The following is a 25,466-nucleotide window of genomic DNA, read 5'->3' as shown; positions in this document are numbered from 1 at the left end:
AATCGATACGGTCCTGGCTTGATGCCGGATAGTATCAAGGGCAAATGTTGTTTTGTGCATTTTTCTAGGCTCGGTGTTTGTTGGTACTTTTTATGTATCAATCTGCAGTCTTCAGGGCTTCCCCCGAACCCCGCGGTGCAGTACCCAGTCTTCTTCGGTTTTTCGTTCCTCTATTGGTGTGTACCCGGGTTGCTCCAGGAACATCACCTACATCACGGCCATGAGCACTGCTGCCGTTTTTGCTGGCGGAGCTGCACGCTTCCTTGCGCTCTCGACTCCACGGTCGTTGTTCGCGCGTGGATTCAAATCCTGCGGAACATGCGATTGTCGATAGCGTCGGGCGTCGTACCCGTCTTCGCTTCGGGTACCTTCTTCGCACAGGCCCGGGTTTTGCCGAGCCTTCTTAGAAGTAGATGCCCAGGGGTGTAGTCGCTCTCCCATTGCACCTCAGAATTGCCTCCTTTCCCCTTGCACGGTTGGCTTCCGTTACAGGTCGGTATGGCGTTGCCGTGAGACCTCCGGATACAGCGACAGGCACAGGTTGGTCAGGGTCAACGGATCCGAGAGCGACTCCCCCAGCAGCTCCTCGATGCGCCGCAGCCGGTAGCGCACCGTGTTCTCGTGGACCAGCAGCTGCGCGGCCGTGCTGGAGACCGTCAGCCGGGAGCGTAGGTAGACGATGAGGGTCTCGCGCAGTTCGGGGTGCTCACTCAGGGGTGCCACGAACCCGGTGAGCGCCTCCTGGCCGGCCCGCGCGCGGTTGGCCGCGAGCAGCCACTCCGCCGGGGTGAGGTCCTCGGCCGCGATCACCGCGGGTGCGCCCGCCTGCCCTTCCTCGGCGCGACCCGGCACCCGGCGGCGCGCGACCTCCGCGGCCGTGCGCGCCGTGCGCACCGCCTCCGGCACGCGCGTGAGCTGGTCGAATGCGGCCGAGAGCCCTGCGATCACCGACGGGGTCGCTGCCACGTCCGCCGCGCCCTCGGCCTCCCGCTCCCCCGGCTCTTCCCGCTCCCCCGACCCCGCCAGCGCGGCGGCGAGCCCGCCGCGCGCGCTCTCCGCGGGCAGCGCCAGCAGCAGTTCGGTCTCGCCCTCGCCGCTCGCCTCGAGGGCGAGCATCGGCAATTCGGCGACCCCCGCGGCGTCGGCAAGCGCCGCCACCGCCTCGGGCGCCAGCCTGTCCCCGGCCGCGTCGGTGCACACGGCCAGCCGCAGCGGGGCGTACGGGGTGAAGCCGAACTCTGCCATGCGGCGCCAGGCGCGGTGCTCGCCGGCCGGGCTGACGCCGAGGCGCAGGTCGCGCAGCAGTTCCGCGGAGCCGATGCTGCGCTGGGTGCGCGAGAACTCGTCGACGGCCCCGTAGGAGCCGAGCACTGCCTCGACCGCCTCGAAGGCCGGCGGGGCCACGGCACGCACCCGCCCGGCGTCGAAGGCGGCGAGGACGAACTGGTAAGCGTGCGCGCCGACGCGGACCTCGCGGGCGGCGGTGAACCAGCGCCCGATCTCGCCGTGGCCAGCCACTCGCGCACGAGCGCCACCGGCGCCCCGCCCGAGGAGCCGAGCAGCTGCGCGCCGTCGCCGAAGACGAGTGCCGCGCCGTCGACGGCCTGCGCGAGGGCCTCGACCAGGCCGGTCAGCGGTTCCAGGCCGGTCCCGGCGCGCAGGACCGCGCGCATGACGGCGAGCTCCTCCTTCGGGTCCGTCATGGATCTCCCCTCGCTCGGCCGTTTCCTTCCGCGCGGCCTGCCCGCGCCCGGGTCTTGTGGTTTCCACAAATCCGGTTGGGAAGAATCATAGTTTTTTCATGGTCGTCGCGGACACACCGAACGCCAGATATGGCACAACTCATATAGAGGAGGAAACCATGTCAGAGCTCAGAGTCGCGGTCGACGTCGGCGGAACCTTCACCGACGTCTGCATCTTCGACGACACCGAGAAGTCCATGCGAGTCACCAAGGTCCCGTCCACCCCCGACGACCCGATGCGGGCCGTCATCGCCGGCGTCGAGCGCGGCGAGATCGACCTCAGCAACGTCGAGTTGTTCTCCCACGGCACCACCGTGGCCACCAACGCCCTGATCACACGCCGCTTCCCCAAGACCGCGATGGTCACCACGAAGGGCTTCCGGGACGTCCTCGAGATCCGCGACGGCACCAAGGACGAGCTGTGGGACGCCTACAAGGACGTCTCCGGGCCCTACCTGCGCCGCCGCGACCGCTTCGAGGTCACCGAGCGCGTCGACTCCGCCGGCCGCGTCGTCGAGCCGCTCGACGAGGACGAGGCCCGTGACCTGGCCCGCCTCCTGCGCAAGCGCGGCGTGGGCACCGTGGCCGTGTGCTTCATCAACTCCTACGCCAACGGCGACAACGAGGTGCGCATGCGCGAGATCCTCGAGGAGGAGCTGCCGGAGGCGACGGTGTCGACCTCGGCGGAGATCCTGCCGGAGATCTTCGAGCACGAGCGCTTCAACACCACCGTCTCCAACGCGGTGCTCGGACCCCTGGTCGCCGGGTACGTCGAGCGCCTGGACGGCAAGCTCAAGGACGGCGGCTACGACGGCGACCTGCTCCTGCTGCACTCCGGCGGCGGGTCAATGACGCCGACGATGGTTAAGCGCTTCCCGGTCCGCCTGGCGGCCTCGGGCATCGCGGCCGGGGCGATCGCCGCCCAGCACATCGCCGAGCAGTGCGGCTACCGCAACGCCGTCGGCCTGGACATGGGCGGCACCTCGACGGACATCTCGATCGTCGCCGACGGCGAGCTGCGCGTGACCAAGGAGTGGGAGGTCGAGTACGGCCACCCGATCGTCTTCCCCAGCATCGAGGTGCTGACCATCGGCGCCGGCGGCGGCTCGCTGGCGCACATCGATATCGCAGGCTCCCTGCGCAACGGCCCGCAGTCCGCGGGCGCGGACCCGGGCCCCGCCTGCTACGACCAGGGCGGCACGGAGCCGACGAACACCGACGCGAACCTGGTGCTCGGCCGCCTGGGCACGCAGCTCGCGGGCGGCGCGATGAGCCTGAACGCGGAACTGGCGGAGCAGGCCGTCAACGAGACGATCGCCGGCCCGCTCGACCTGGAGACGGCGGAGGCCGCGGAGTCGATCCTCAAGGTCGCCAACGCGAACATGGCCGACGCGGTGCGCCTGGTCTCCATCCGCCGCGGCCTGGACCCGCGTGACTTCGCGCTGATCGCCTTCGGCGGCGCCGGCGCGCTGCACGGCGCGGAGGTGGCCCGCGAGCTGGGCATCCCGACCGTGGTGGTGCCGCCGAACCCGGGCGTGACCTCGGCGATGGGCTGCCTGCTCGTCGACGTCCAGCACGACCTGGCCACCATGTACACCACCTCCACCGACGACGCGGACCGCGACCACCTGGAGCACGAGTTCGCCGCCCTGGAGGACGAGGCCACCGAGCGGCTGCGCCACGAGGGCGTGGCCGAGGAGGACCGGGAGCTGCGCCGCGGCATCTCGATGCGCTACGCCGGGCAGTGGCGCTCCCTGCAGGTCCCGATCGGCTCCGGCCCGGACGCCCTGGACGCGGTGGTCACCCGCTTCCACGAGGAGCACGAGCGCCAGTTCTCCTTCCGCAACGACGAGACCCCGGTGGAGATCTACCAGCTGCACCTCAAGGCCGTGGGCAAGACGCCGAAGCCGGCGTTCACCCCGACCCCGGACGCCGGGGAGAAGACCCCGGAGCCGACGGCCACGCACAAGGTGCACTTCCGCCGCGACTGGCACGAGACCCCGGTCTACAACCGCGACGCGCTGGGCCCGGGCATGGAGATCGCCGGGCCGGCGATCATCAACCAGCTGGACTCGACCACGGTCGTGCCGCCGGAGACCCGCGCCGAAATCGACGAATGGCTCAACATCCGCATCCACCTGACGGGAGACGACCAGTGACCACCACAACCGATTCGCCCACCAGCCTGCACCCGGTCACCTTCGAGGTGCTCAAGAACGCCTTCGCCACCAGCGTGGACCTGATGAGCGAGCAGATCCTGCGCACCTGCTACTCCTTCGTGATCTACTCGCGCGACTTCTCCTCGGCCCTGTGCGACGCCGAGGGCAACACGGTCATGCAGGGCTCCGGCGACATCGCCGTGCACGTCGGCACGCTGCACTTCCAGTGCAAGGCGGTGCTCGAGGAGTTCGCCGACGACATCCACCCGGGCGACGTCTTCTGCGTCAACGACCCGTACCACGGCGGCACCCACATCAACGACGTCAGCTTCATCCGCCCGATCTTCGTCGGGGACGAGATCATCGGCTTCGCCCAGAACAAGGGCCACTGGGCGGACATCGGCGGCAACGTGCCGGGTTCCTTCGACGTCAACGCCCGGGAGCACTTCTCCGAGGGCCTGCGCATCACCCCGGTGCGCGTGCGCAGCGAGGGCCGGCTGCTTCACGACGTCGCGCAGTTGCTGGTGTCCAACACCCGCGCGCCCGAGCAGGCCTTCGGTGACCTCAACGCGCAGACCGAGGCGACGGCGGTGTGCGAGCGCGAGGTGCTGCGCCTGGTGGACAAGTACTCCAAGGACACCGTGGTCACCGCGATGCGTGAGACGCAGGACTACGTGCGCCGCACGGTGCTCGGCAGCCTGGCGGACCTGCCGCACGGGGAGTGGGAGACGGTGGACTACATCGACTCCGACCCGGCCTTCGGCGAGGGCCTGGTGCCCATCAAGGTCAAGCTCACCCTCGACGGTGAGGGCATCCACTACGACCTCTCGGAGTCGGCGCCGGCGGTCTCGACGTTCCTCAACTCCGGTTACGGCGCGACGCACTCGGCGATCTACGCGGGCACCAAGACCTTCTTCCCGGAGGTGCCGCTCAACTCCGGCTTCTACGCCGCGGTGACCGCGGAGCTCGGCGGGGAGGGCTCGGTGGTCAACGCCGGCTGGCCGTACGCCGTGTCGGGGTTCTGCTCGGGCCCGTACGAGAAGGTGATGAACGCCGTCTTCGAGCTGTGGAGCCAGATCATGCCGGAACGGGCCATGGCGTGCGCGTTCAACCTGGAGTATCTGCTGGTCGGCGGGCATGATGCGCGCACCGAGGAGCAACGGTACTTCATGTGGTACGACTGGATGGCCGGCGGCTGGGGTGGCCGCTCGACCAAGGACGGTTCCTCGGCGACGGCGCCGGTGTTCGGCACGGGCCTGGCGGTGCAGTCGGTCGAGGGCCAGGAGCGCCTGAACCCGGTGCTGACCACGGGCCATGAGATCAAGGCGGACTCCGGCGGGCCGGGTAAGTTCCGCGGCGGCTGCGGCGTGGAGAAGGGCGGCACGCTCACAGACGCGCTGAAGGCCGTGATGAGCTACTGCTGCGACCGCGGCCGCTCGGTGACCTGGGGCATCGAGGGCGGGCTGCCGTCGGTGCCGCACGGGGTGTGGCTGAACAAGGGCAGTGACGAGGAGCGCTACCTGGGCGCGACGTTCTCGGACGTGAAGATCCGCCCGGGCGACACCTTCACCCGCCCCTCGGCCGGTGGCGGCGGCTACGGCGACGCGCTGGAGCGCGATCCGGAGGCGGTGCTGGAGGACGTCATCGACGGCTATGTGAGCATCCGCCGCGCCGGGCGCGACTACGGCGTGGTCATCCACGAGATCGACGCGGAGCTCGACGAGTACGAGATCGACGAGGCCGCCACCACCGCCCGCCGCGAGGAGTTCCGTGCGGCGCGTGCGGAGTGGCTCAACGCGGATCCCGAGGAGGTCGCCCGCGGTTACCGCGAGGGCGAGCTCGACGTCTACGACGTGGTCCGCCGGCACGGCGTGATCCTCGAGTGGGGCTCCGGCGAGCTGCTGCCGAAGACCACCGAGCATTACCGGGAGACGATGCAGCGTCGCTCGGCGAGCGCCTGGTGATTGCCTCCCGCTGCAGTTGACGACGCCCCGGGGGCCACCCGGGGCGTCGTTTCTTGCGGTCGGTGGGGCGCGACGGCTGCGCCGCCGCGACGGGAAGTACCACGCTCACGCGCGGCGCGGTCTGGCGGCTACGCGGCGGTCGGCTCCTTCTGAACCTTGGTGAAGGGCTTGGCCGGCCACCAGAACTTCTCGCCGAGCAGCTGCACCACCGCCGGGATGAGCAGCGTGCGCACCACGAGAGTGTCCAGCAGGACGCCGAGGAAGATGACGATGCCGATCTGGGCGAGCACCACCAGTGGCAGCACGCCGAGGGCGGCGAAGACGGAGGCCAGCAGGATGCCGGCGGAGGTGATCACGCCACCGGTGGCGGACAGCGCGCGCAGCACGCCGCGGCGCGTGGCCTCGCCCGGGGCGGCGATGCCGACGGCGACCGAGCCGCCGGCGGCGGCCTTCGAGGCACCGGCAGCACCGGCGCCGACCTCCCCAACCGAACCGTCGGGCTTAGCTGACGCGAGCTGGGCGGCCTCTTCCTTGGCGCGGGCGACCAGGAAGATCGAGTAGTCGATGCCGAGGGCGACCAGGAAGACGAACGCGTAGAGCGGGGTGGTCGAGTCGAAGCGGTCGAAGCCGAAGATCCCGGTGGAGGCCCACCAGCCCAGGCCGAGTGCGGCGATGTTGGTCAGCAGCACGGTGGCGGTCATGATCAGTGCCGCGAGGAACCTGCGCAGCAGGAACACCAGGGCAATGAAGATCAGGCCGAGGATCAGCGGGAAGACGACGGTGCGGTCGCGCGCGGCGGCCTCCTCGGCGTCGACAAGCTGGGCGTCCTGGCCGCCGACGAGGGACTCCGCGCCCACCCCGGAGAGCGCCTCGCGGGCGGCGGTGGTGTCGAGGTTGGAGACACTGAGCATGGCGTAGTCGTCGGCGGCGCCCTGCTCGCGCACGGTGGCACCGGCGTCCTCGAGCGCGGTGGTTGCGGCGGCCGCATCGCGGGTCGCGACCTGCGCCGGGGTGGCGTCCTGCTCGGGGAAGGCCTCCTCGAGGTTCTCGGCGGCGGTGATGGACTCAGGCGTGTCGAGGAACTGGTCGGACTGAACGAGCCCCGTGGTGATGCCGAGGGCACCGGTGCAGGCGGCGCCGATGACGATCAGCGAGGTCGCGGTGACGGCGACGGGCTTCTTCTCCACGAAGCCGGCGACGCGGTCCCACAGCTTGTGCTCGGGCTCGTCGCCGACCTTCGGGATGCGCGGCCAGAAGACCCAGCGGCCGAAGGTCACGAGCACGCCGGGCAGCACGAACATGGCGAAGATAAAGGCGACGACGATGCCGATCATCGCCGAAAGACCGAGCCCGCGGGTGGTGGGCACGACGCTGGCGAGCAGGCAGACCACGCCGAGCACGACGGTCGAAGCCGAGGCGGTCACGGTGCGCAGCGTCGGGGCCCAGGCCCGTGCCATGGCGGCGAACCGGTCGTCAGTGGCGGCGAGCTCCTCGCGGTAGCGGGAGATCAGCAGCAGCGCGTAATTGGTGCCGGCGCCGAAGACGAGCACGGAGAGGATGCCGGCGGTGGACTCGTTCCACACGGTGCCGGTAGCGGAGAGCACCCAGGTGAACACGGTGGCGGCCACGCGGTCGGCGATGCCGATGACGATCAGGGGCAAGAGCCAGAGCACCGGCGAGCGGTAGGTGACGATGAGTAGCACCGCCACGATGGCGCCGGTGACGGAGAGCAGCAGGACGTTGGCGCCGGAGAAGACGCCGGAGAGGTCGGCCTCGACGGCGGCCGGGCCGGTGACCTGGGAGGTGACGCCGTCGGGCAGGTCGGCGGCCGCGTCGTCGCGTAGCTCGGTAACGGCGTCGGCGTTCTCGGTCAGCCCCTCGGAGGCCACCTCGACGGGCACGATGGCGGCGGTGGCGTCCTCGGAGGGGATGAGCGGTCCGCCGAGCTCCTCGGCGCGGGTCTGCAAGGCGGCGAGGGCGTCGGGCTGCAGGATGGCCCCGTCCTCGGTGTTGAACAGCACGACGGCGGCCTGGGAGTTGGTCTCATCGTCCGAGCCTGCCTCATCCTCCGAGGCCTGCTGCTGCAGTTCGGCGATCCGGGTGGAGTCGAACCCGTCCGGGAGGGTGGCGGTCGGTGAGTTGGGTTTGTCGGCCGCGCCGATGGCCATTGCCCCGACGCCGAGGGCGATGAGCAACACCGCGAGCCAGCGGAAGGCCTTCATACGTGTGGAAGCCACAACATCGACACTACGTGTTCCGCTGAATATCCCTACTTCGGATGCTTAACGACGCCATGTCGCGAAGCTCTTGACCCTGAGTAATTCCTGGCTTAAAACCGAGGAGCCAAAGGCAGGGCAGCGAACGAGCCCCCTGAGTGCAGGGGTAAATATTCCAGCCACGCCGATCACTCGAGCGGCACGGTCGCCGTCTTCGTTGAGTCGGATTGAGCCCGAAGGAGCGCCTCCTGCAGCTGCTCGTCAACCGCATAGATGAAGAGTCCGTGGACACCTCGGGTGAGCAGGACGTTCAGTTCATTGGCGATGAGCTCATCACCCAACCTCCGCTTGGACTTGTCTCGCAGAGTGCGCTGCTGCGTTGCTTTGGAGTGGGCACTCGCCGAAGGATCAATGATCACCCGCCCGTCCCGGTATTTGATCGAAGGGCCCAAAATCACCGCGGCATAGTTGAGATCAAGCCCCTGGACGGTAAAAGTAGAACCGACTTCGTTGATCGTGAAGGACTGCTCCGCCCAGGAGCTCCCCTCGTATTTTTTCTTCTTTTCTTTCATCTGGAGATTCCACGGTAGAGACAGTTTCCCGACGTCTACCATCCACATCCTGGGTTCGTTCTCCGGAGGCTTTTGTGAGAACGGCCAATCAAACGTAGCAAGCAACCTCGACAGCCCTGACTCCACCGGGCTTTCGGGATCCTTTTCATGGGTACGGTTAGCTTCGACAGCAAGCCGCTTATTGATCTCTTTAATCTTCTCGTACATGGCTACGGGGTCGTCAAAAATCCTCAGCTCAAATCCATGCGAATCTTTGGATCCCGCCGGAACCGGGAACGGCCTGATTGACCGGTCATCCACCAGCGCTCTGATCCAGTTGACCGTCGCTGCCGCAGCGTCCATGCGCATCTGGTTCTTCAACTCAATGTGCACGTCGCATTGGCCGAAAACTTCGTCGAACAGATCAGGCTCCCAGTACTGCGACGTCTCCAGGATCTGTTTATGGTCATAGACCGCCACGACCATGCGTGCCCGCGCAAGGATGTCACGCATCTGATTCTTTCCGCTGTATCCCTGGTCTCCCTGAGTGAGCAGCAGATGCGCCTCATCGACCAGCACAAGATCGACGGGATCCGAAGGATCGACCAGGTTGATGAACCTCGACGGCTTCACCACTCGCTCGGGACCGCTCTTCTCATTCCCTGTTTGGAGAATGCCGAGCTTCTTCGCGATGTCCTGATAGACGGCAAGTTGCTGGTTGTGATTGACGACCAGATAAGCGTCCATGTTCTCGAATTCGGGATCGACGCTTGGATCCCCCTCACCGGTCAGGAGGTCCAGGAAGAGACTGCTGATGAGGACAGTCTTCCCCGAGCCTGCCTCACCCGAAACCACGATCAGCTTTGACGGGTGTTCCGCATGCTGCTGTTTCTCCACGGCCTGGAGAATCTCCTGTCGAGCATTCTCCTGCTCATCGGTCAACCTATGGAAGGGCGACGCCTTGAATATCGCAGAATCCCGAACTTTCTTGGCCGGCGGGAACAGCAGTGGATCGTACGCGTTCAGCCTCTCCCAGATCGCGTTGAAAGTACTGTCGAGGTACTCCTCAGTGTAGTACCTGCCCTGGGGATTCGTCCGGCGGTTATTCACCGTGACGACGCGATCGACCGCCGTGACGTACTGCATCAACCGGTTCTCGATGTCCAGTGTCAGAGACTTGTTGAATCGCTCATTGGCCACGACATACATCTCAGAGCCCTCAGCCAGGTAAAGATCGTTGAAGTCACTCCTGCTGATCCGGTCTCCCCGGAAGTGCTGCTCGGTCCGCCGGACGATGTCGTTGGTCTCTCCGACATATACGGTGTACTGCTTTTTCTTCCCGCTCCCGTCTGCGATGACATACACGGTCGGAAACTCGAGAAGGTACATGGCGTCTTCTTCTGAGCCAGCCGCGACCTTGTTCTCCCACTCAACCAAGGATTCTTCCTTGTACTTGAGCCGTTGCACCATGGTGCGCCCAACTGGCGACAACTGATCAGAGACGGTCATACTTCGTGGACTTTCCGTAGGCCTTGTCGACGGGATACTTCGCCCGGGTGATCTCGAGCTTCTTCAGGATGAGCTCGCCGGGGTCCTCCCCGAGACGATCCGCCAGGAAAAAGCAGTACGTCAGAACATCGGCGAGCTCCAACCGAACCGCCTCTGCATCGCCACTGTCGCCCCACTGAAAACACTCGAGAAGCTCTCCCGCCTCTATGGAGATCGACTTCGCGAGATTCTCTGGGCTGTGGAACTGGCCCCAATTCCGCTCCGCCGCGAATTCCCGGAGTGCGGTAAGAACACGGTCATCAGTCACGGCGCCATCCTATCAACGCATTTGGTACTCGAAGCTGGGCAAATCCACCGCTGACGTCGATCAAGCTGGAGGGAAGGACTATCCGCTACCTCAGCGTTCTTCCATCTTCGACTAGCCCGGGATGAGCCCCTCGACCAGGACCTGCAGACCAAGCCGGAACGGCAGGTCAGCGTACGGGTTGGTGTTCTCCCCGCCAGCCGGTCGGTGCGCCAGAACGGAGCGCAGCGCCTCGGTCTCGACGCGCTCGTCCTGCGTCTCGTTGTCCCCTTCCGGAGCGCCCTCCGGCACATCGAAGATGTCCGCCGGAGCCTCGGCATCGAAGGCGGACCCAAAGACGAAGGACTCCACCGCCACGATGACGGCCATCACCTGTTCATCGGCGACCCCGGCCAGGCGCAGCACCCGCACGACGTTCTCGTACATGACCGCGGTCTCCCGGGTACCGAAGATCGACATCACGGCCACCGTCCCGATCAACGGCGTGTGTCTGGCCAGCACGTCGCGATAGGAGATAGCCCACTCCGTGACCGCCTCCCGCGGGCTGAGCGATCCCGCCAGGCAATCCGTCAGCGCAGTCACGTCAACCTGCGCCATGACCGCGTCCTCGAGCATATAGAGCAGCTCCTGTTTGCCGGCGACGTGGTTGTAGAGCGCACTCGGCGCCACGCCCAGGTCACGGGCGACGGCCGCCATGCTCAAAGCGGCGTAACCCTTCGCAACCACGACGCGTAACGCGGCGTCGGCAATTTTCTCCCGCGTCACCACCGCTTTCGTCGGGCGGCCGCGAGCGCGCTGTCCGTTAGACACAAATAACCCTTTCCATGTCACACGCGGTCGTGTACTGTGACCTGCAACGCAAAATGATGACTATTCATTTTGCCCGTCTTGATCAACCGAACGCCCTCAACCATCGGGCAGACGCAAGGAGGAAACGTGACCGCAATTGAACGCGACGTTGTCATTGTAGGTGCCGGTCCCGCCGGCTTGACCGCTGCATACACCCTGCGCAACAAGGGTCTTTCGGTGGCTGTCGTCGAGGCCCGCGACCGCGTCGGCGGCCGCACCTGGAACGGCCTGGCCCGCGACGCCGAGGGCAACGACCACTTCATCGAGCTCGGCGGACAGTGGATCTCCCCCGACCAGACCCGCCTGACCGCGCTCGTCGAGGAGCTCGGCCTGGAGACCTTCCCCCGCTACCGCGAGGGCAAGTCCATCTACGTCTCCCCCGACGGCACCCGCCACGAGTACGAGGGCACCACGTTCCCGGCCTCCGAGAAGACCATCGCTGAGATGGACAAGCTCACCGGGATCCTCGACGAGCTCGCCGCCGAGATCGACCCCGCCAAGCCCTGGGAGCACCCGCGCGCCGCCGAGCTCGACGCCGTCTCCTTCCGCTCCTGGCTCGAGGAGCTCTCCGACGACCCCGAGGCGATCGACAACATCTCGATCTACATCGCCTCCGGCATGCTGACCAAGCCCTCCTACACGTTCTCCGCGCTGCAGGCGCTGCTCATGGCCGCCTCCGCCGGCTCCTTCAGCAACCTCGTCGACGAGGACTTCATCCTCGACCGCCGCGTCGTCGGCGGCATGCAGTCCGTCTCCCTGACCCTGGCCGAGAAGCTGGGCGAAGACGTCTACCTCTCCCAGCCCGTCCGCCACATCGAGTGGACCACCCCGGACGAGACCACCGGCGACCCGGTCAACAACATCGCCCCCGACGTGCGCAACGGCGTGGCCGACAACGGTGAGGCCGGCTCCGTGACCGTCCGCACCGACGAGCTCGAGTTCCACGCCCGCAACGTCGTGCTGGCGGTGCCGCCGAACCTCTACTCGCGCATCAGCTTCACTCCCCCGCTGCCCCGCGAGCAGCACATCGCGCACCAGCACATCTCCATGGGCCTGGTGATCAAGGTGCACGCCGTCTACGAGACCCCGTTCTGGCGCGAGGAGGGGCTCTCCGGCACCGGCTTCGGCGGTGGCCGCCTCGTCCAGGAGGTCTACGACAACACCAACTACTTCGGTGCCGAGCGCGGCGAAGACACCTACGGCACCCTCGTCGGCTTCGTCTCCGACGTCTACGCCGAGAAGATGTGGGCCCTGCCGGCCGAGGAGCGCAAGGCCGCCATCCTCGACGCCATCGCCGACTACCTCGGGCCGAAGACCCGTGAGCCGATCGCCTTCTACCTCTCCGACATGGCCGCCGAGGAGTGGACCCGCGGCGCCTACGCCACCAGCTATGACCTCGGCGGGCTCTCGCGCTGGGGCCACCTGCAGAACGAGCCGACCGGGCCTATCCACTACGCCTGCTCGGACATCGCCGGCGAGGGCTACCAGCACGTCGACGGCGCCGTGCGCGTGGGAGAGGCCGTCGCCCTCGACATCATCGCCCGCAACGGCGCCAACTGAGGACCAGCCATGACGAACCCCCCGCGGATCATGGTGGCCTACATCGCCACCGGCGGCGGCATCGACGCCCTGCGACTGGCCACAACCCTGGCCAAGAACAGCGGAGCGGCGATCGACATCGTCATGGTCGCCACCGAGGGTGAGGTCGCCCCGGGCATCTACCCGCACGACCACGGCTATTCCGGCCTGGTCGAGGAGCAGATGGGCCGCTGGCTCGCCGAGGCGGCGGCCGAGGTGCCCGCAGACATCGAGGTCACCGGCCACATCGTCGTCGGCGGCTCGGTAGCCACCGCGCTGATCGACAAGGCCGGCGAGCTCAACGCACAGACGATCGTCGTCGGCTCGCAGGGCGGCGGCATGTTCAAGCGGTTGACGCTCGGCAGCGTGGTCAACTCGCTGCTGCACGCCAGCCCGGTACCCGTCGCGCTCGCGCCGAAGGGCTACAACCACCCGGGTCCGGTGGAGCGGATCACCGTCATGTTCGGTCCCAAGCCCGGCGCCACCGACATCGTCGAGGTGGGGCTGCGCCATAGCACCGACCTCGGCGTGCCCGTCCGCTTCGTCTCCCTGGCCATCACCGGCGAGAAGAGCACCGGAACCGACGCCGTGGCCGCCCTGCGCACCACCGCAGGCGACCGGCCCGCCCGGCGCGCCGCCGAGCTCATCTTCACCGGCCGAGCCACGGCCGAGGTGATCGAGGCCCCGAACGTGGAGAGCGCCGTGGGCCGGCTCGACTGGTCAGCCGGCGACGTCGTCTACATGGGCTCCGCCCGCCTCGCCCCAGAGGGCCGGCTCTTCCTCGGCTCGACCGCAACCCAGATCCTGCGCCACACCCCGGCGCCCGCCATCGCCGTTCCCAACGGATACACCACCGGAGCGCACGAGTAAGGAGGTGACCTCACCCCCATGAGCACCGCACCCGCAACACCCGAGACCGCTCGGACCAGCGGCCCGACGACCTCGTCCAAGGGCCTGTCCACCGGCAAGGTCGGCCTGATCGGTGCCGTCGTCATCGGCATCAGCTGCATCGCCCCGACGTACACCCTGACCTCGGGCCTCGGGCCCACCATCTCGGAGGTGGGACGCCACGTCCCGGCCATCCTGCTGCTCGGGTTCATCCCGATGCTGCTCGTGGCCTTCGCCTACCGGGAACTCAACAACGCCGTGCCGGACTCGGGGACGAGCTTCACCTGGGCGACGAAGGCCTTCGGGCCCTACGTCGGCTGGATGGGCGGCTGGGGACTGATCACCGCCACCATCCTGGTCATCTCGAACCTCGCAGCCGTCGCGGTGGACTTCTTCTACCTGCTCATCGCACAGCTGACGGGGCACCCCGAGATCGCGGACTGGACCCGCAACCTGTTCATCAACATCCCCACCACGGTCGTCTTCCTGGCGATCGCGTGCTGGATCTCCTACCGGGGACTCGACTCCACCCAGAAGCTGCAGTACGTGCTCGTCGCGCTGCAGCTGGCCGCCCTGCTCGTCTTCGACGTCGTCGCCCTGCGCCAGGCCTACAACGGCGGGGGCTTCAACTTCACCGCGTTCGAGCTCGAGTGGTTCAACCCGCTGGAGATCGGCAGCTTCACCATGATCGCCGCAGGCATCTCGCTGTCGATCTTCATGTTCTGGGGCTGGGACGTCACCCTGACGATGAACGAGGAGACCAAGGACCCCGAGCACACCCCGGGTCGGGCGGCCACCGTGACCGTCCTGGTCATCATCGCCGTCTACGTCCTCACCGCGGTGGCGATCGTGGTGTGGGCCGGAACCGGCGACACCGGGCTCGGCGCCGGGAACCCGGACAACCAGGAGTCCATCTTCGCGGCCCTGTCCTACCCGGTTCTCGGGCCCCTGGCCATCCTGATCTACTTCGCGGTGCTGGCCAGCTCCTTCGCGTCGCTGCAGTCGACCATGGTCGGCCCGGCGCGCACCCTGCTGGCCATGGGCCACTACCGGGCGCTGCCCCCGGCCTTCGCGAAGATCTCGCCGCGCTACCTCAGTCCGTCGACCGCCACTGTCTCCTCCGCGATCGCCGCCGGCGTCTTCTACATCGCCACCCGCCTGGTCTCGGAGAACGCCCTGTGGGACACGATCACCGCCCTCGGGCTGATGATCTGCTTCTACTACGGCATCACCGCGGTCGCCTGCATCTGGTACTTCCGCCGCGAACTGTTCACCAGCGTCCGCAGCGTCGTCTTCCGGCTGATCTTCCCCGGACTCGGCGGCGGCTTCCTGCTGTTGATGTTCGCCGTCACCGCGATCGACTCCCTCGACCCGGCCTACGGATCCGGCACCTCGATCTTCGGCGTCGGCGCCGTGTTCGTCCTCGGCATGGGCATCCTGCTGCTCGGGGTGGCGGCGATGCTCTTCACCCGGATCGCGCACCCCGCCTTCTTCCGCGGCGAGACCCTGCCGCGCAACGAATCCACCACCGACGAACAGACCCCCCTTCTCGACTGACCGACACTAACTGACAAGGAGAAACCTCATGTCCACCGAATACCGCATCCAGAACCCCGCCACCGGCGAGACCGTCAAGACCTACCCAACCGCGACCGACGAGGAAATCACCCGCGCGATCGACAACGCCGCCGGCGCCTACGCGGACTGGGCCGCCAAGTCCTTCGACGAGCGCGGCGCAGCCCTGCACCGCCTCGCCCAGGCCCTGCGCGACAACGAGGAGAAGCTGTCCACCCTCTCCGCGACCGAGATGGGCAAGCCCTACGAGGAGCTGATCGAGGAGATCCAGTTCTCCGCCGAGATCATCGACTACTACGCGGACAACGGTGCGGACTTCGCCGCCGACCAGTCGATCCCCACCCCGGACGGCGAGGCCGTCATCCGCCGCCTGCCGATCGGTGCGCTGCTCGGCATCATGCCGTGGAACTTCCCCTACTACCAGGTCGCCCGATTCATCGCGCCCAACCTGATGCTGGGCAACACGATCATCCTCAAGCACGCCGAAATCTGCCCCGGCTCCGCCGAGGCCATCGCCGAGCTGTGCGCCGAGGCAGGTCTTCCCGAGGGCGTCTACAACAACGTCTTCGCCTCCCACGACCAGGTCTCGACGATCATCGAGAGCCCGAAGATCCAGGGCGTGTCCCTGACCGGCTCCGAGCGCGCCGGCGCCGCCGTCGCCGAGCAGGCCGGCCGCAACCTCAAGAAGGTCGTCCTCGAGCTGGGCGGCACCGACCCCTACATCGTGCTCGACACCGATGACATCGCCGCGGCCGCGAAGCTCGCCTGGCAGACCCGCATGGTCAACACCGGCCAGGCCTGCAACTCCAACAAGCGCATCATCGTCATGGACGACATCTACGAGGACTTCGTCTCCGAGCTGGTCTCGCTGGCCTCCGGGATGCGCCCGACGACCTTCGACCAGGTCGACGAGAACTCCTACTGCCCGCTGTCCTCCCGCCAGGCGGCCGAGGACCTCAACGAGCAGCTCCGGGCCGCCGTGGCCGAGGGCGCGAACCTGCGCGTGGGCGGCGAGCTCTCCGAGACCGGCGCCTACGTCTCGCCCGCCGTGATCACCGACATCCCCCGCGGCTCGGACTCCTACTACCAGGAGTTCTTCGGCCCCGTCGCCGAGGTCTACCGCGTCTCCTCCGACGAGGAGGCCGTGGAGCTGGCCAACGACTCCCAGTACGGCCTCGGCGGCGCTGTCTTCGCCTCCGACGAGGAGCGCGCCCGCCGCGTCGCCGCCCGCCTCGAGGTCGGCATGGCCAACGTCAACACCCCTGCCGGTGAGGGCGCCGAGCTGCCCTTCGGCGGTGTGAAGCGCTCCGGCTACGGCCGCGAGCTGGGTCCGCTGGGCATGGACGAGTTCGTCAACAAGCAGATGTACTACGTGGCCAAGTAGCCGGTACCCGCCCGCGCCGCCCGGCGCGGGCGTCGGCAAGCAAAAAGGCGCTCCCCGCGACGGGGAGCGCCTTTTCGACCCTCAGGTCACTGCCAACCGGCGGGGACCAGGCCCAGGATCGTGCCCACGGAGTACAGCCCGGCAAGGCCGTAGACGGCGATGATCGTCCACTGGATCAGCGGGTGAGCCGACCAGCCGACCTGCCACGCGGGCTCGCGATCACCGCGCGCCCGGGAGGCACGCAGCAGCATGACCGGCACGATCGACATGACCACGCCCGCCAGGCCGCCGGCGTAGCTGAGCGCCGAGACGAACCCGCCCATGCCCGCAAAGCAGATGATCAACGGCGGCACCGCAGTCAGCGCCACGGCCAGACCACGCTGCCAGCCGTGCTGGGGCCAGTGGGCCATGTCCAGGATGTTGCGCATCGTCGTGTAGCCGATGGCCATGAAGGACGTGAACATCGCCAACAGAGCGAAGACGTTGGCCAGGTAGTAGGCCGCCGGACCGAGCTCCTCGCCCCAGGACAGGGTGACCACCTCGGAGACCTTCTCACCCATGAGGCCGAGCGCGGCGAAGGGCACCAGCGAAAGGGTGAAGCCCGTGATGACCATGCCGGCGATGATCGCCTTGGAGATCTGCGCGGAGTGGTCCTGCTCCAGGCCGCGGACCATCTCCGGGACCACGTACTGGGCCATAAAGGTGAACACGGCCAGGTTCATGATCGGGATGATGAAGTAGGGGTGCAGCACCACGACGTTGGCCATCTCGATGCCCGGGCCGATGAAGGTCCAGCCGCAGAGGATGAGGATGATCGTCGCCATGCCGGCGGTGATGAGCATCTCCGTGACGCCAGTGGCCTCCAGGCCCTTGTACATGATGGCCGTGCCGATGGCGAAGAAGATCAGCGTGCCCACGATCTCCGGAGCGCCGGTCAGGTTGTGGATCAGCTCGCCGGAACCGGCGGCGTAAGCGATCAGGGCGCCGATGCCGTTGACCATGATCGCGATGAAGACCGCCCACCGGCCCCAGTTGCCCAGGTAGTGCTCGGCCAGGCCGGAGAGCTGCAGCGGGCGCTTCGTGCGCAGGGAGACCTCGGCGACGTAGAACATCGAGATCGTCGTCAGCGTGCCCGCGATGAGCAGCGCGAGCACCAGGGCGAGGAAGCCACCGTTGCGCCCGGCGTAGGGCAGGCTGAGGATGCCGGCGCCGATGTTGGTCCCGAAGATCAGCGCCACGCCCTGCAGCGGGGTGATCGTGCTGGCCCGGTAGTCGAGGTCCTGGTCCGTGTCGGCCGGGGTGGCTGGGTTCGCCGCGCCTTTCGGCTTGCTGACGCCCTGCGGGGGCGTGGCCGAGGCGGCGGGCAGATTCTGGGTGGCTGTCATGGTCTCGGTGTCCTTGCTGGTTTACGGTGTCGTGGGTGGTGGGTCCTCGGTGGCCGATCGCGTCGCGCCCGATCAGCTGGCGCTGATCGGGCGGGTCGGCCGGGTAGAGGTGGGGCGTGGCGGGTGGCGCGCGCCCCGCCGGGGTCAGAGGGCGACGTAGCGGGTGTCGAGGTACTCCTCGATGCCCTCCGTTCCGCCCTCGCGGCCGAAGCCGGACTGCTTGACGCCGCCGAAGGGCGCCGCGGCGTCCGAGATCATTCCGCGGTTGATGCCGACCATCCCGGCGGTGAGCTCGGTGGCCAGGCGTCGGCAGGTGTCGATGTTGTCGCTGAACCCGTAGGCCGCGAGGCCGTACTCGGTGTCGTTGGCCAGCGCGATGCCCTCGTCGAGGTCCGCGAAGGTCACCACGGTGGCGACCGGACCGAAGATCTCCGCGTGGAGGATGCGCGCGTCGGCCGGCACGTCGGTGAGCACGGTCGCCGGGTAGAAGTGGCCGGGGCCTTCGGCGACCGCGTCGCTGCCGCCGCCGGTGAGCGCGGTCGCGCCGGCGGCCAGCGCGTCATCGACGAGCTCGGCGATGCGGTCGCGCTGCTTGGCGGTGATGACCGGGCCGAGGGTCGAATCCTCCTCGAGGCCGTGTCCCGGCCGCAGCGCCGCCATCGACTCGACGAGCCGACGGGTGAACTCCTCGGCGACGTGCTCGTGGACGAGGAAGCGGTTCGCGGCCACGCAGGCCTCGCCGCCGTTGCGCATCTTGGCCTGCATGGCGCAGGTAAGCACGCGGTCGAGGTCGGCGTCGGCGTTGATGAGGAACGGGGCGTTGCCGCCGAGCTCCATCGAGCTGCGCAGCAGGTTGTCCGCGGATTGACGGACCAGCAGCTTGCCGACGGCGGTGGATCCCGTGAAGGTGATCTTGCGCAGTCGCTCGTCCGCCATCAGGCGGCTGGACAGACCGGCGTCGTCGGTGGTCGGCAGGATGCTCACCAGCGCCTCTGGTGCAGCGGCCTCGGCGAGCACGTCGGTGATGATCTTCCCGGCGAGGAGCATGGTCAGCGGGGTCTCGCTGGCGGGCTTGACCAGGATCGGGCAACCGGCGGCCAGCGCCGGGGCGATCTTGCGGGTGGCCATGGCCAGCGGGAAGTTCCACGGGGTGATCGCCAGCACCGGGCCGACCGGGGTGCGGGTGACCAGGATGTCGCCCGCGCCCGAGGGCGAGGGGGAGAACCTGCCGGGCAGGCGTACCGCCTCCTCGGCGAACCAGCGGAAGTACTCGGCGCCGTACGCGACCTCGCCGCGCGCCTCCGCCAGCGGCTTGCCCATCTCGAGGGTGATGGTGCGGGCGAGGTCCTCGGTGCGCTCAACGAGGGCCCGGTACATGTCGGTCAGGATGACCGCGCGCTCACGGGGGCTGACCTTCGCCCACGCGGCCTGTGCTTCGACGGCAGCGGCCAGCGCGGCGTCCCACTCTTCGGCGGCGGAGTCGTGGACGTGGGCGACGGTCTCCTCGGTGGCGGGGTCCCGGACGTCGAAGTAGGGCTCCGCGCCGGTGGGGATGTCCTGGGGCAGGTGCTCGGAGAGAATCATCAGGCACGCTCCTTCGCCTGGGTGTTGATCGCCTCCGCCATGATCTCGAGGCCCTCGACCAGGAGGTTCTCCGGGATGGTCAGGGCGGGCAGCAGACGGATGACGTTGCCGTCCAGGCCGCAGGTCAGGATGAGCACGCCGGCGGCCTTACAGGCGGCGGCGACGGCGCCGGTGATCTCGCCGTCGACGAGCTCGACCGCGATCATCGCACCGTGGCCGCGGACCTCTCGGACCACATCGAGCTCGAGCAGCGGCTCGAGGTGGCGGCGGATGATCGTCTCCATCTCGCGGGCACGGCCGGCGAGATCGTGGGTCTCCATCTCCTCGATGGCGGCCAGCGCGGCGGCGCAGGCGACCGGGTTGCCGCCGTAGGTGCCGCCGAGGGCGCCCGGGATCGGGGCGTCCATGATGTCGGCGCGACCGGTGACCGCGGAGAGCGGCATGCCGCCGGCGATGCCCTTGGCGGTGGCGACGACGTCCGGCACCACGCCCTCGTGGTCGACGGAGAACCACTCGCCGGAGCGGCAGAAGCCGGCCTGGACCTCGTCGGCGACGAAGACGACGTTGTTCTTGCGGCACCACTCGACCAGGGCGGGCAGGTAGCCCTCGGCCGGGACCACGAAGCCGCCCTCGCCCTGGATCGGCTCGATGACGACGCAGGCCAGGTTCTCCGCGCCGATCTCCTGCTCGAGGACCTTGATGGTGCGCTCGGCCGCCTCCGGGCCGGTGAGCCCGTCGTGCAGCGGGTAGGACGACGGCACGCGGTAGACGTCGGAGGCAAACGGCCCGAAGAGGGTCTTGTAGGGCTTGTTCTTCGCGGTCATCGCGAGGGTGAGGTTGGTGCGGCCGTGGTAGGCGCGGTCGAAGACCGCCACCGCGTTCTTGCCGGTGTAGGAGCGGGCGACCTTCACGGCGTTCTCGACGGCCTCGGCGCCGGAGTTGAACAGGGCCGACTTCTTGGCGTGGTCGCCCGGGGTGAGCTCGGCGAGCTTCTCGCACACGGCGATGTAGGACTCGTAGGGCGAGATCATGAAGCAGGTGTGGGTGAACTGGGCGGCGGCCTCGGCCACGGCGGCCGCGACGCGCTGGTTCGAGGCGCCGACGCTGGTCACGGCGATGCCGGAGGCGAAGTCGATGAACGAGTTGCCGTCGGCGTCGACGAGGACGCCACCGTCGGCGGCGACGACGTAACCGGGCAGGCCGGGAGAGAGGGCGCGGGCGACGGCGTTCTGGCGACGGGCGTCGAGCTCGCTGCTGACCGGGCCCATGCCCTGGGTGGAGATGGTCCGCTGCTGCGGAACGTGGTAGTCGAGATCCTTCATTGTGGGCTCCTGTTCACACGGGACGTTGGCTTGGTTCCAGTGAGTATGGAGCCTGATTAGTGATTCACGCCATGTACGATGTGGCGAAGATATTCCACCAATTTGTACAAGGCGGCGATTGCATGGATCTCAGCTTCGGGTGGTTGCTGGCGCAACGGTCACTCTCCCTGCGACAGCTGTGTCGCCCGACGGTGGAGACGTTCAGCTTCGTCCAGCCCAGCGAACTGGAGGACGCCTCCGAGTTCATCCAGCCGGATTCGCTGGTCCTCACCGTCGGCATCGCCTTTCAGGACCGCCCCGAGCAACTGCCCCGGTACATCGAGCACCTCATCGACGCCGGCGCCGTGGCCATCGGCTTCGGCACCGGCGTCGGGTTCCCCACGGTTCCGGAGCAGGTCCTGACCACCGCACGGCGGCGCGGTGTGGGTGTGTTCGAGGTGCCCCGGCACGTCCCGTTCATCTCCATCGTCACGACCGCCGGCCAGGAGCAGCGGCGGCGCGAACAGCTGGAGTACCAACGCCTGGTCGACGCACAGGCCCGATTGACGACGACCGCGGTGACGGGCTCGCTGCGTGGGCTGCTCACGGCAGGCGCCGAGCTCCTGGCCGCCCGGCTGGTGCTCAGGAACGCCGACGGGGAGATGATCGACTCCGCGGTCTCTCCGGAGCTCACCCGCGCGGAAACCGCGGGCGAGCGGACCTTCTATTCCGCCTACAGAATGGCCTCCCGCGCCGACCGCCACCACAGCCTCGAGGTCAGCTCGGCGAAGGCGTTGAACACCCAGGACCAGGCACTGGTGCGGCACTGCACCGGCCTGGCGGACATGTTGCTCGCCCGGCCCGCGGACCTGCGAAGCGCACGCAACGACATCAACTCGCTCGCGCTCGCGCTGCGCCTTGACCTCTCGGACGGCCCACTCCAGCTACCCGCGGACCGCGACTGGCCCGTCGACGCCGAGGGCATGACCCGACCGGTGGTGGTGGCCGCCGACAACGCCCGGCTGCTCGCCCGGGCCCGGCACGCCTTCGACGCCGCATCGGAGCAGCAGGGCCGGTTCCTCTATGCGCTGAACGTTTCATCCACCTGTTTCATCGCACTGTGCCGGCCCGGACAGTCGGCGGAGACCCTTTTGGACATGTTCGGCCCCACCGCCACCAAGGTGCGCATCGCGATCGGGCGACTCGTTCCCGTCGACGAGATCGACGCCGACTACGTCAGCTCTCTGGCCACCCGCGCCTTCCACCTGGGCGTGGGTGAGCATCTGGGCCCGACGGACACGGACATGTCCTGGCTCGCCGAGCCCGCCGTCCGCTCCGCCTTCCGCGCTCGAGCGGCGGAGATCTTCGGGCCTCTGCGTGAGCACGACGCCACCCACGGCACCGAGTACGCCCGCACCTTGACCGTGTATCTGCGCCACGGCGGTCAGCTCTCCGCCACCGCGGAGGCCCTCGGCGTGCACCGGCACACCACACGCAACCGGATCGCCCAGATCCAGCGCATCTGCGAACTCGATCTCGGCGATCCGGCAGTCTTCGCGGAGGCGTTCTTCGCCGCCGCTACGCCCGCGAGCTGACCTTCTCGTCAATCCCGTCGGCGTCTCCGAGGTCTTCACCCCGGTCCAGGGTCGGCGCATGGCCGGAGCCGATGTTCCGGTAGATATGAGGCCGGCGGTAGCGCAGGAACTCTCCCCGGATGTAGCCCGCGACGCCGCAGGCGAGGATGATGCCCGGGATGATGAAGACGAGGTACCACAGTCCTTCGTCTCCGATGAGCTTGTTGAAGTTCGCGAGAACGACGAAGAACATCGTCCCGAAGCCGACCGTCGCGATCGCCGGCGCAATCGTGGTGATGAACACGGAGTAGGAGTTGTCGTTCTTCCGGAGGTAGAGGATCACCGAGATGCTCGTGATGAGCAGAAGGAAGATCAACCCGAACCCGCCGGCGTTGCTCATCCACGAGAACACGATGTCCGCGGGGAAAGCGTCGCCGTAGCCGATGATCTTTTCTGCAATGTACGCGAGGACGATCGCGCAAGCGCTGAAGACCGACAGAGCCAGCGAACCGTTGACGGGCGCTCCGCCCTGCCCCATCGTCCCGAGCTTCGGCCAGATGACCCGCTCACGACCGAGTGCCATGAAGTACCGGGCCACGGTGTTGTGGAACGAGGTAACCGCAGCGAAGAGGGAAGTCAGAAGCAGCAGCCGGATGAACGGGACCAGTCCGCCAAGGCCGTTGTCAGCGAGGAAGTTGAAGAAGAGGTCCGCTCCTTCATCCTGAGCCGCCGCGATGATCGATGACTCGCCCACGCTCTGCGCGATGGCCCACGCAGAGAACGAGTAGAAACCGGCCATCAGGGTGACCGCGATGAGTGTCGCCCGCGGGATGGTCTTCTCCGGTCGTTGGGCCTCCTCGGAGTACATCGCGGAGCTCTCAATGCCCATGAACCCGGCGATCGTGAAGGCCAGCACGGTACCGGTGCCGGCACCGAAGAGAGCAGACGGCATCAAAGTCGATGTGTATATGCCTTCAGCAGGCCGACTGAGCGAGACCACGCAGTAGATCAGGACGGCGAGGAATTCCAATGCGAGCAACACTCCGAGGATGCGGGAGGCGACGTCCACGGAACGCACCCCGAGAAACGCCACGCCTGCCGCCGCCAGCAACGACCAGATCACCCAGGAGATGTTCACGCCCGCGACTGAGGCGATAAGGCCTTGGGCCGTGAACCCCAGAAGCGCGTAGAGCGCGGTCTGCATCGCGATGTAGGAGACGATCGCGAGCCAGGAAGCAGCCAAACCGTGGCTTCGCCCCATACCTGCCGACACGTAGGAGAAGAACGCTGCGGTGTTGGGGATTTCGCGGGCCATCGCACAGAATCCGACAGCAAAGACCGCGACAAGTGCCCCACACAGCAGATAACCGACCGGCACACCCGCCATCTCGGAGGTGGCATATGCCGCCGTCGCGCCCGCAGAAACCACCGTCAACGGAGCCGCTGCGGCGACCACGAGGAAGACGACATGGTGCGTCTTCAGGCTGCGGCCCGAGTCTGGCGTCGTCATGACGCCACCTCTCCCAGCCCCGTCGAGGCTTCGCTGAAGTAGGCCTCGCGCGCGCGATCCAGGTGCTCGCGCTGTTCAGCTGTGATTTCGGTGCGGATCTGCCCGTCGACGATCGACGCGTACGCGTCGTCGAAGCCCGCCGATCGCTCAGTGAGGGATTCCATGGTCGCCAGCCCGCAGAAGGGGACGTAGTACTGGCAGTAGCCGCCTTCCTGGATGAAGACGAGCTTGCCTGCACAGAGACGCTTTGCAGCACCGATCATCAAATCGGTCATCTCCCGGTAGCCCTCGGTGGTCACCATCATCCGACCGAGCGGGTCCATCATGGCCGCGTCATAACCGGTCGCGACGACGATCAGATCCGGCTGGAACTCCTCGAGAGCCGGGATGACCGACTCCTTGATCGCAGCCAGGTAAACCTCGTTGCCGGCACCTGGAGGCAGCGGAATGTTGAAGTTTGCGCCAAGGCCCTCGCCGGCACCTCGCTCTTCGATGAAGCCGGAGTCAACCGGGAAGTTGCGGTCCTGGTGGATCGAGACCGTCAGGACGCGGGGATCCTCCCACCAGATGTCCTGGGTGCCGTTGCCGTGGTGGACGTCCCAGTCGATGATCGCGACTTTGGAGACCTCGGGCCGCTCGAGAGCGTCAGCCACCGCCACCGACGAGTTGTTGAAGAGGCAGAAGCCCAGGGAACGATCGCGCTCCGCATGGTGTCCGGGCGGGTTGATCAACGCGTAGGCGCGGTCAACCTCGCCGTCGAGCACCGAGTTGACCGCGGTGATCGCTCCACCCGCCGAAAGCTGCGCGATCTGCAGGGCATTGTGGCCGAAGGGGGACCCGCCGTCACCGCAGTCACCACCCTTGGGCAGTTCCGACTGGGAGACGATGTAGTCGTAGTGGCGCTTCGTGTGCGCCCTCAGGATCTGCTCCTCAGTGGCCGGAGTGGCCTGGAGATGCGTGAGATGCTGACGGAGATCCGAGACCTGGATGATCTCGTTCAGTCGACGCTTCGGCCCCGGAGCCGAGAAGTGTCGGTTGACCGGCTGAAGTCCGCGGGCGGGGTCAGAGGGCTCGTCGCCTCCCGAACCGGTGTCGTGCCAACCGTAGAGCGTCTCCCAGAGGAAACCCACACGGGGCTTGTCAAGGTTGTCGGTAGTCATGTCAGCACTTCCTTCCGAAAATGAACGGCCGTCATATTGTGATTGCCGACATAGTAGATTCCCAACATGTTCATTGTCGCTGGCCATTCGCAAAAGCCGGGCCCAACCCCCCACACACTTCGCCGCCGACCGCATATTCTCCGGCGAAAATATCGAATTGTCTGGAAAAATAACGATCGCCAATAAAGCCTGAATCGATTGGCAATATCACCCCCATCTAGGGGGCATGCCAC

Annotated in this window: 17 protein-coding genes; 7 read left to right on the top strand and 10 right to left on the bottom strand. The window is 67.3% G+C overall.

The features are described 5' to 3' along the window. Window positions 1-486: 486 nt before the first annotated feature. Entirely contained in the window at window positions 487-1,518 is a 1,032-nt protein-coding gene (locus QQA02_RS03795; protein WP_284773829.1) for a PucR family transcriptional regulator, read from the bottom strand. Window positions 1,519-1,861: 343 nt separating this feature from the next. Here QQA02_RS03795 and QQA02_RS03790 point away from each other — a divergent pair, with 343 nt between their 5' ends. Together QQA02_RS03790 and QQA02_RS03785 are read left to right on the top strand one after the other, a co-directional pair. Next, the gene (locus QQA02_RS03790; protein ID WP_284773827.1) at window positions 1,862-3,901 is read left to right on the top strand and encodes a hydantoinase/oxoprolinase family protein; all 2,040 of its coding nucleotides are present in this window, start codon (window positions 1,862-1,864) and stop codon (window positions 3,899-3,901) included. Further along, on the top strand, window positions 3,859-5,865 hold the full coding sequence (locus QQA02_RS03785; RefSeq protein ID WP_423777754.1) for a hydantoinase B/oxoprolinase family protein: 2,007 nt from the start codon (window positions 3,859-3,861) through the stop codon (window positions 5,863-5,865). The genes QQA02_RS03790 and QQA02_RS03785 overlap by 43 nt, the downstream gene beginning before the upstream one ends. Before the next feature lie 128 nt (window positions 5,866-5,993). Here the strand turns inward: QQA02_RS03785 and QQA02_RS03780 are convergent, their stop codons facing one another. The 4 genes from QQA02_RS03780 to QQA02_RS03765 all read right to left on the bottom strand — a co-directional run bounded on the left by QQA02_RS03780 (window position 5,994) and on the right by QQA02_RS03765 (window position 11,255). Continuing rightward, on the bottom strand, window positions 5,994-8,102 hold the full coding sequence (locus QQA02_RS03780) for an MMPL family transporter (RefSeq protein ID WP_284773824.1): 2,109 nt from the start codon (window positions 8,100-8,102) through the stop codon (window positions 5,994-5,996). 167 nt (window positions 8,103-8,269) lie between these two features. Continuing rightward, window positions 8,270-10,141, bottom strand: coding sequence for a DUF2075 domain-containing protein (locus QQA02_RS03775; protein ID WP_284773822.1), 1,872 nt, complete (start codon window positions 10,139-10,141; stop codon window positions 8,270-8,272). Further along, window positions 10,128-10,448: a nucleotide pyrophosphohydrolase gene (locus QQA02_RS03770; protein WP_284773819.1), complete on the bottom strand. Its 321-nt coding sequence runs from the start codon at window positions 10,446-10,448 to the stop codon at window positions 10,128-10,130. The genes QQA02_RS03775 and QQA02_RS03770 overlap by 14 nt, the downstream gene beginning before the upstream one ends. Window positions 10,449-10,559: 111 nt before the next feature. Beyond that, on the bottom strand, window positions 10,560-11,255 hold the full coding sequence (locus tag QQA02_RS03765; protein WP_284773818.1) for a TetR/AcrR family transcriptional regulator: 696 nt from the start codon (window positions 11,253-11,255) through the stop codon (window positions 10,560-10,562). A 126-nt stretch (window positions 11,256-11,381) separates the two neighbouring features. Between QQA02_RS03765 and QQA02_RS03760 the strand changes: the two genes are divergently transcribed. Genes QQA02_RS03760 through QQA02_RS03745 form a run of 4 tightly spaced genes read left to right on the top strand, consistent with a single transcriptional unit; the run spans window position 11,382 to window position 16,719 of the window. After that, a complete protein-coding gene (locus QQA02_RS03760; protein ID WP_284773817.1) occupies window positions 11,382-12,854 on the top strand; it encodes a flavin monoamine oxidase family protein in 1,473 nt (490 codons plus the stop codon). 9 nt (window positions 12,855-12,863) lie between these two features. Next, window positions 12,864-13,742: a universal stress protein gene (locus tag QQA02_RS03755; protein WP_284773816.1), complete on the top strand. Its 879-nt coding sequence runs from the start codon at window positions 12,864-12,866 to the stop codon at window positions 13,740-13,742. 18 nt (window positions 13,743-13,760) lie between these two features. Next, on the top strand, window positions 13,761-15,317 hold the full coding sequence (locus tag QQA02_RS03750; RefSeq protein ID WP_284773815.1) for an APC family permease: 1,557 nt from the start codon (window positions 13,761-13,763) through the stop codon (window positions 15,315-15,317). A gap of 28 nt (window positions 15,318-15,345) precedes the next feature. Beyond that, window positions 15,346-16,719 (top strand): NAD-dependent succinate-semialdehyde dehydrogenase, encoded by a 1,374-nt coding sequence (locus tag QQA02_RS03745; RefSeq protein WP_284773814.1) that lies wholly within the window; start codon window positions 15,346-15,348, stop codon window positions 16,717-16,719. 86 nt (window positions 16,720-16,805) lie between these two features. On the opposite strand, the gene QQA02_RS03740 is transcribed toward QQA02_RS03745, so the two are convergent. The 3 genes from QQA02_RS03740 to gabT all read right to left on the bottom strand — a co-directional run bounded on the left by QQA02_RS03740 (window position 16,806) and on the right by gabT (window position 21,010). Further along, window positions 16,806-18,104, bottom strand: coding sequence for an aromatic amino acid transport family protein (locus tag QQA02_RS03740; protein WP_284773813.1), 1,299 nt, complete (start codon window positions 18,102-18,104; stop codon window positions 16,806-16,808). Between the two features lie 144 nt (window positions 18,105-18,248). Continuing rightward, window positions 18,249-19,688, bottom strand: a complete 1,440-nt coding sequence (locus QQA02_RS03735) for an NAD-dependent succinate-semialdehyde dehydrogenase (protein WP_284773812.1) — start codon at window positions 19,686-19,688, stop codon at window positions 18,249-18,251. Continuing rightward, window positions 19,688-21,010, bottom strand: coding sequence for a 4-aminobutyrate--2-oxoglutarate transaminase (gabT, locus tag QQA02_RS03730; protein WP_284773811.1), 1,323 nt, complete (start codon window positions 21,008-21,010; stop codon window positions 19,688-19,690). The genes QQA02_RS03735 and gabT overlap by 1 nt, the downstream gene beginning before the upstream one ends. A 122-nt stretch (window positions 21,011-21,132) precedes the next feature. On the opposite strand from gabT, the gene QQA02_RS03725 reads away from it, so the two are divergent. After that, the gene (locus QQA02_RS03725; protein ID WP_284773810.1) at window positions 21,133-22,584 is read left to right on the top strand and encodes a PucR family transcriptional regulator; all 1,452 of its coding nucleotides are present in this window, start codon (window positions 21,133-21,135) and stop codon (window positions 22,582-22,584) included. Here QQA02_RS03725 and QQA02_RS03720 read toward each other — a convergent pair. Then, window positions 22,568-24,073, bottom strand: coding sequence for an APC family permease (locus tag QQA02_RS03720; RefSeq protein WP_284773809.1), 1,506 nt, complete (start codon window positions 24,071-24,073; stop codon window positions 22,568-22,570). The two genes, QQA02_RS03725 and QQA02_RS03720, sit on opposite strands and share 17 nt — an antisense overlap. Beyond that, window positions 24,070-25,233 carry a histone deacetylase-like amidohydrolase gene (locus tag QQA02_RS03715; protein WP_284773808.1) on the bottom strand — a complete coding sequence of 388 codons (1,164 nt, stop codon included), beginning with the start codon at window positions 25,231-25,233 and terminating at the stop codon, window positions 24,070-24,072. The genes QQA02_RS03720 and QQA02_RS03715 overlap by 4 nt, the downstream gene beginning before the upstream one ends. Window positions 25,234-25,466: the final 233 nt, after the last annotated feature.

This window comes from Corynebacterium sp. MSK006 (assembly GCF_030232385.1).
GTDB classification, from domain to species: domain Bacteria; phylum Actinomycetota; class Actinomycetes; order Mycobacteriales; family Mycobacteriaceae; genus Corynebacterium; species Corynebacterium frankenforstense_A.
This window is presented reverse-complemented; position numbering and strand designations above follow the sequence as displayed.

Coding starts and splice junctions, on each gene's coding strand:
- QQA02_RS03735 (WP_284773812.1), bottom strand. CDS start 19,688: ATGATTCTCTCCGAGCACCTGCCCCAGGACATCCCCACCGGCGCGGAG.
- QQA02_RS03750 (WP_284773815.1), top strand. CDS start 13,761: ATGAGCACCGCACCCGCAACACCCGAGACCGCTCGGACCAGCGGCCCG.
- QQA02_RS03725 (WP_284773810.1), top strand. CDS start 21,133: ATGGATCTCAGCTTCGGGTGGTTGCTGGCGCAACGGTCACTCTCCCTG.
- QQA02_RS03790 (WP_284773827.1), top strand. CDS start 1,862: ATGTCAGAGCTCAGAGTCGCGGTCGACGTCGGCGGAACCTTCACCGAC.
- QQA02_RS03715 (WP_284773808.1), bottom strand. CDS start 25,233: ATGACTACCGACAACCTTGACAAGCCCCGTGTGGGTTTCCTCTGGGAG.
- QQA02_RS03785 (WP_423777754.1), top strand. CDS start 3,859: ATGGCTCAACATCCGCATCCACCTGACGGGAGACGACCAGTGACCACC.
- gabT (WP_284773811.1), bottom strand. CDS start 21,010: ATGAAGGATCTCGACTACCACGTTCCGCAGCAGCGGACCATCTCCACC.
- QQA02_RS03720 (WP_284773809.1), bottom strand. CDS start 24,073: ATGACGACGCCAGACTCGGGCCGCAGCCTGAAGACGCACCATGTCGTC.
- QQA02_RS03775 (WP_284773822.1), bottom strand. CDS start 10,141: ATGACCGTCTCTGATCAGTTGTCGCCAGTTGGGCGCACCATGGTGCAA.
- QQA02_RS03740 (WP_284773813.1), bottom strand. CDS start 18,104: ATGACAGCCACCCAGAATCTGCCCGCCGCCTCGGCCACGCCCCCGCAG.
- QQA02_RS03745 (WP_284773814.1), top strand. CDS start 15,346: ATGTCCACCGAATACCGCATCCAGAACCCCGCCACCGGCGAGACCGTC.
- QQA02_RS03755 (WP_284773816.1), top strand. CDS start 12,864: ATGACGAACCCCCCGCGGATCATGGTGGCCTACATCGCCACCGGCGGC.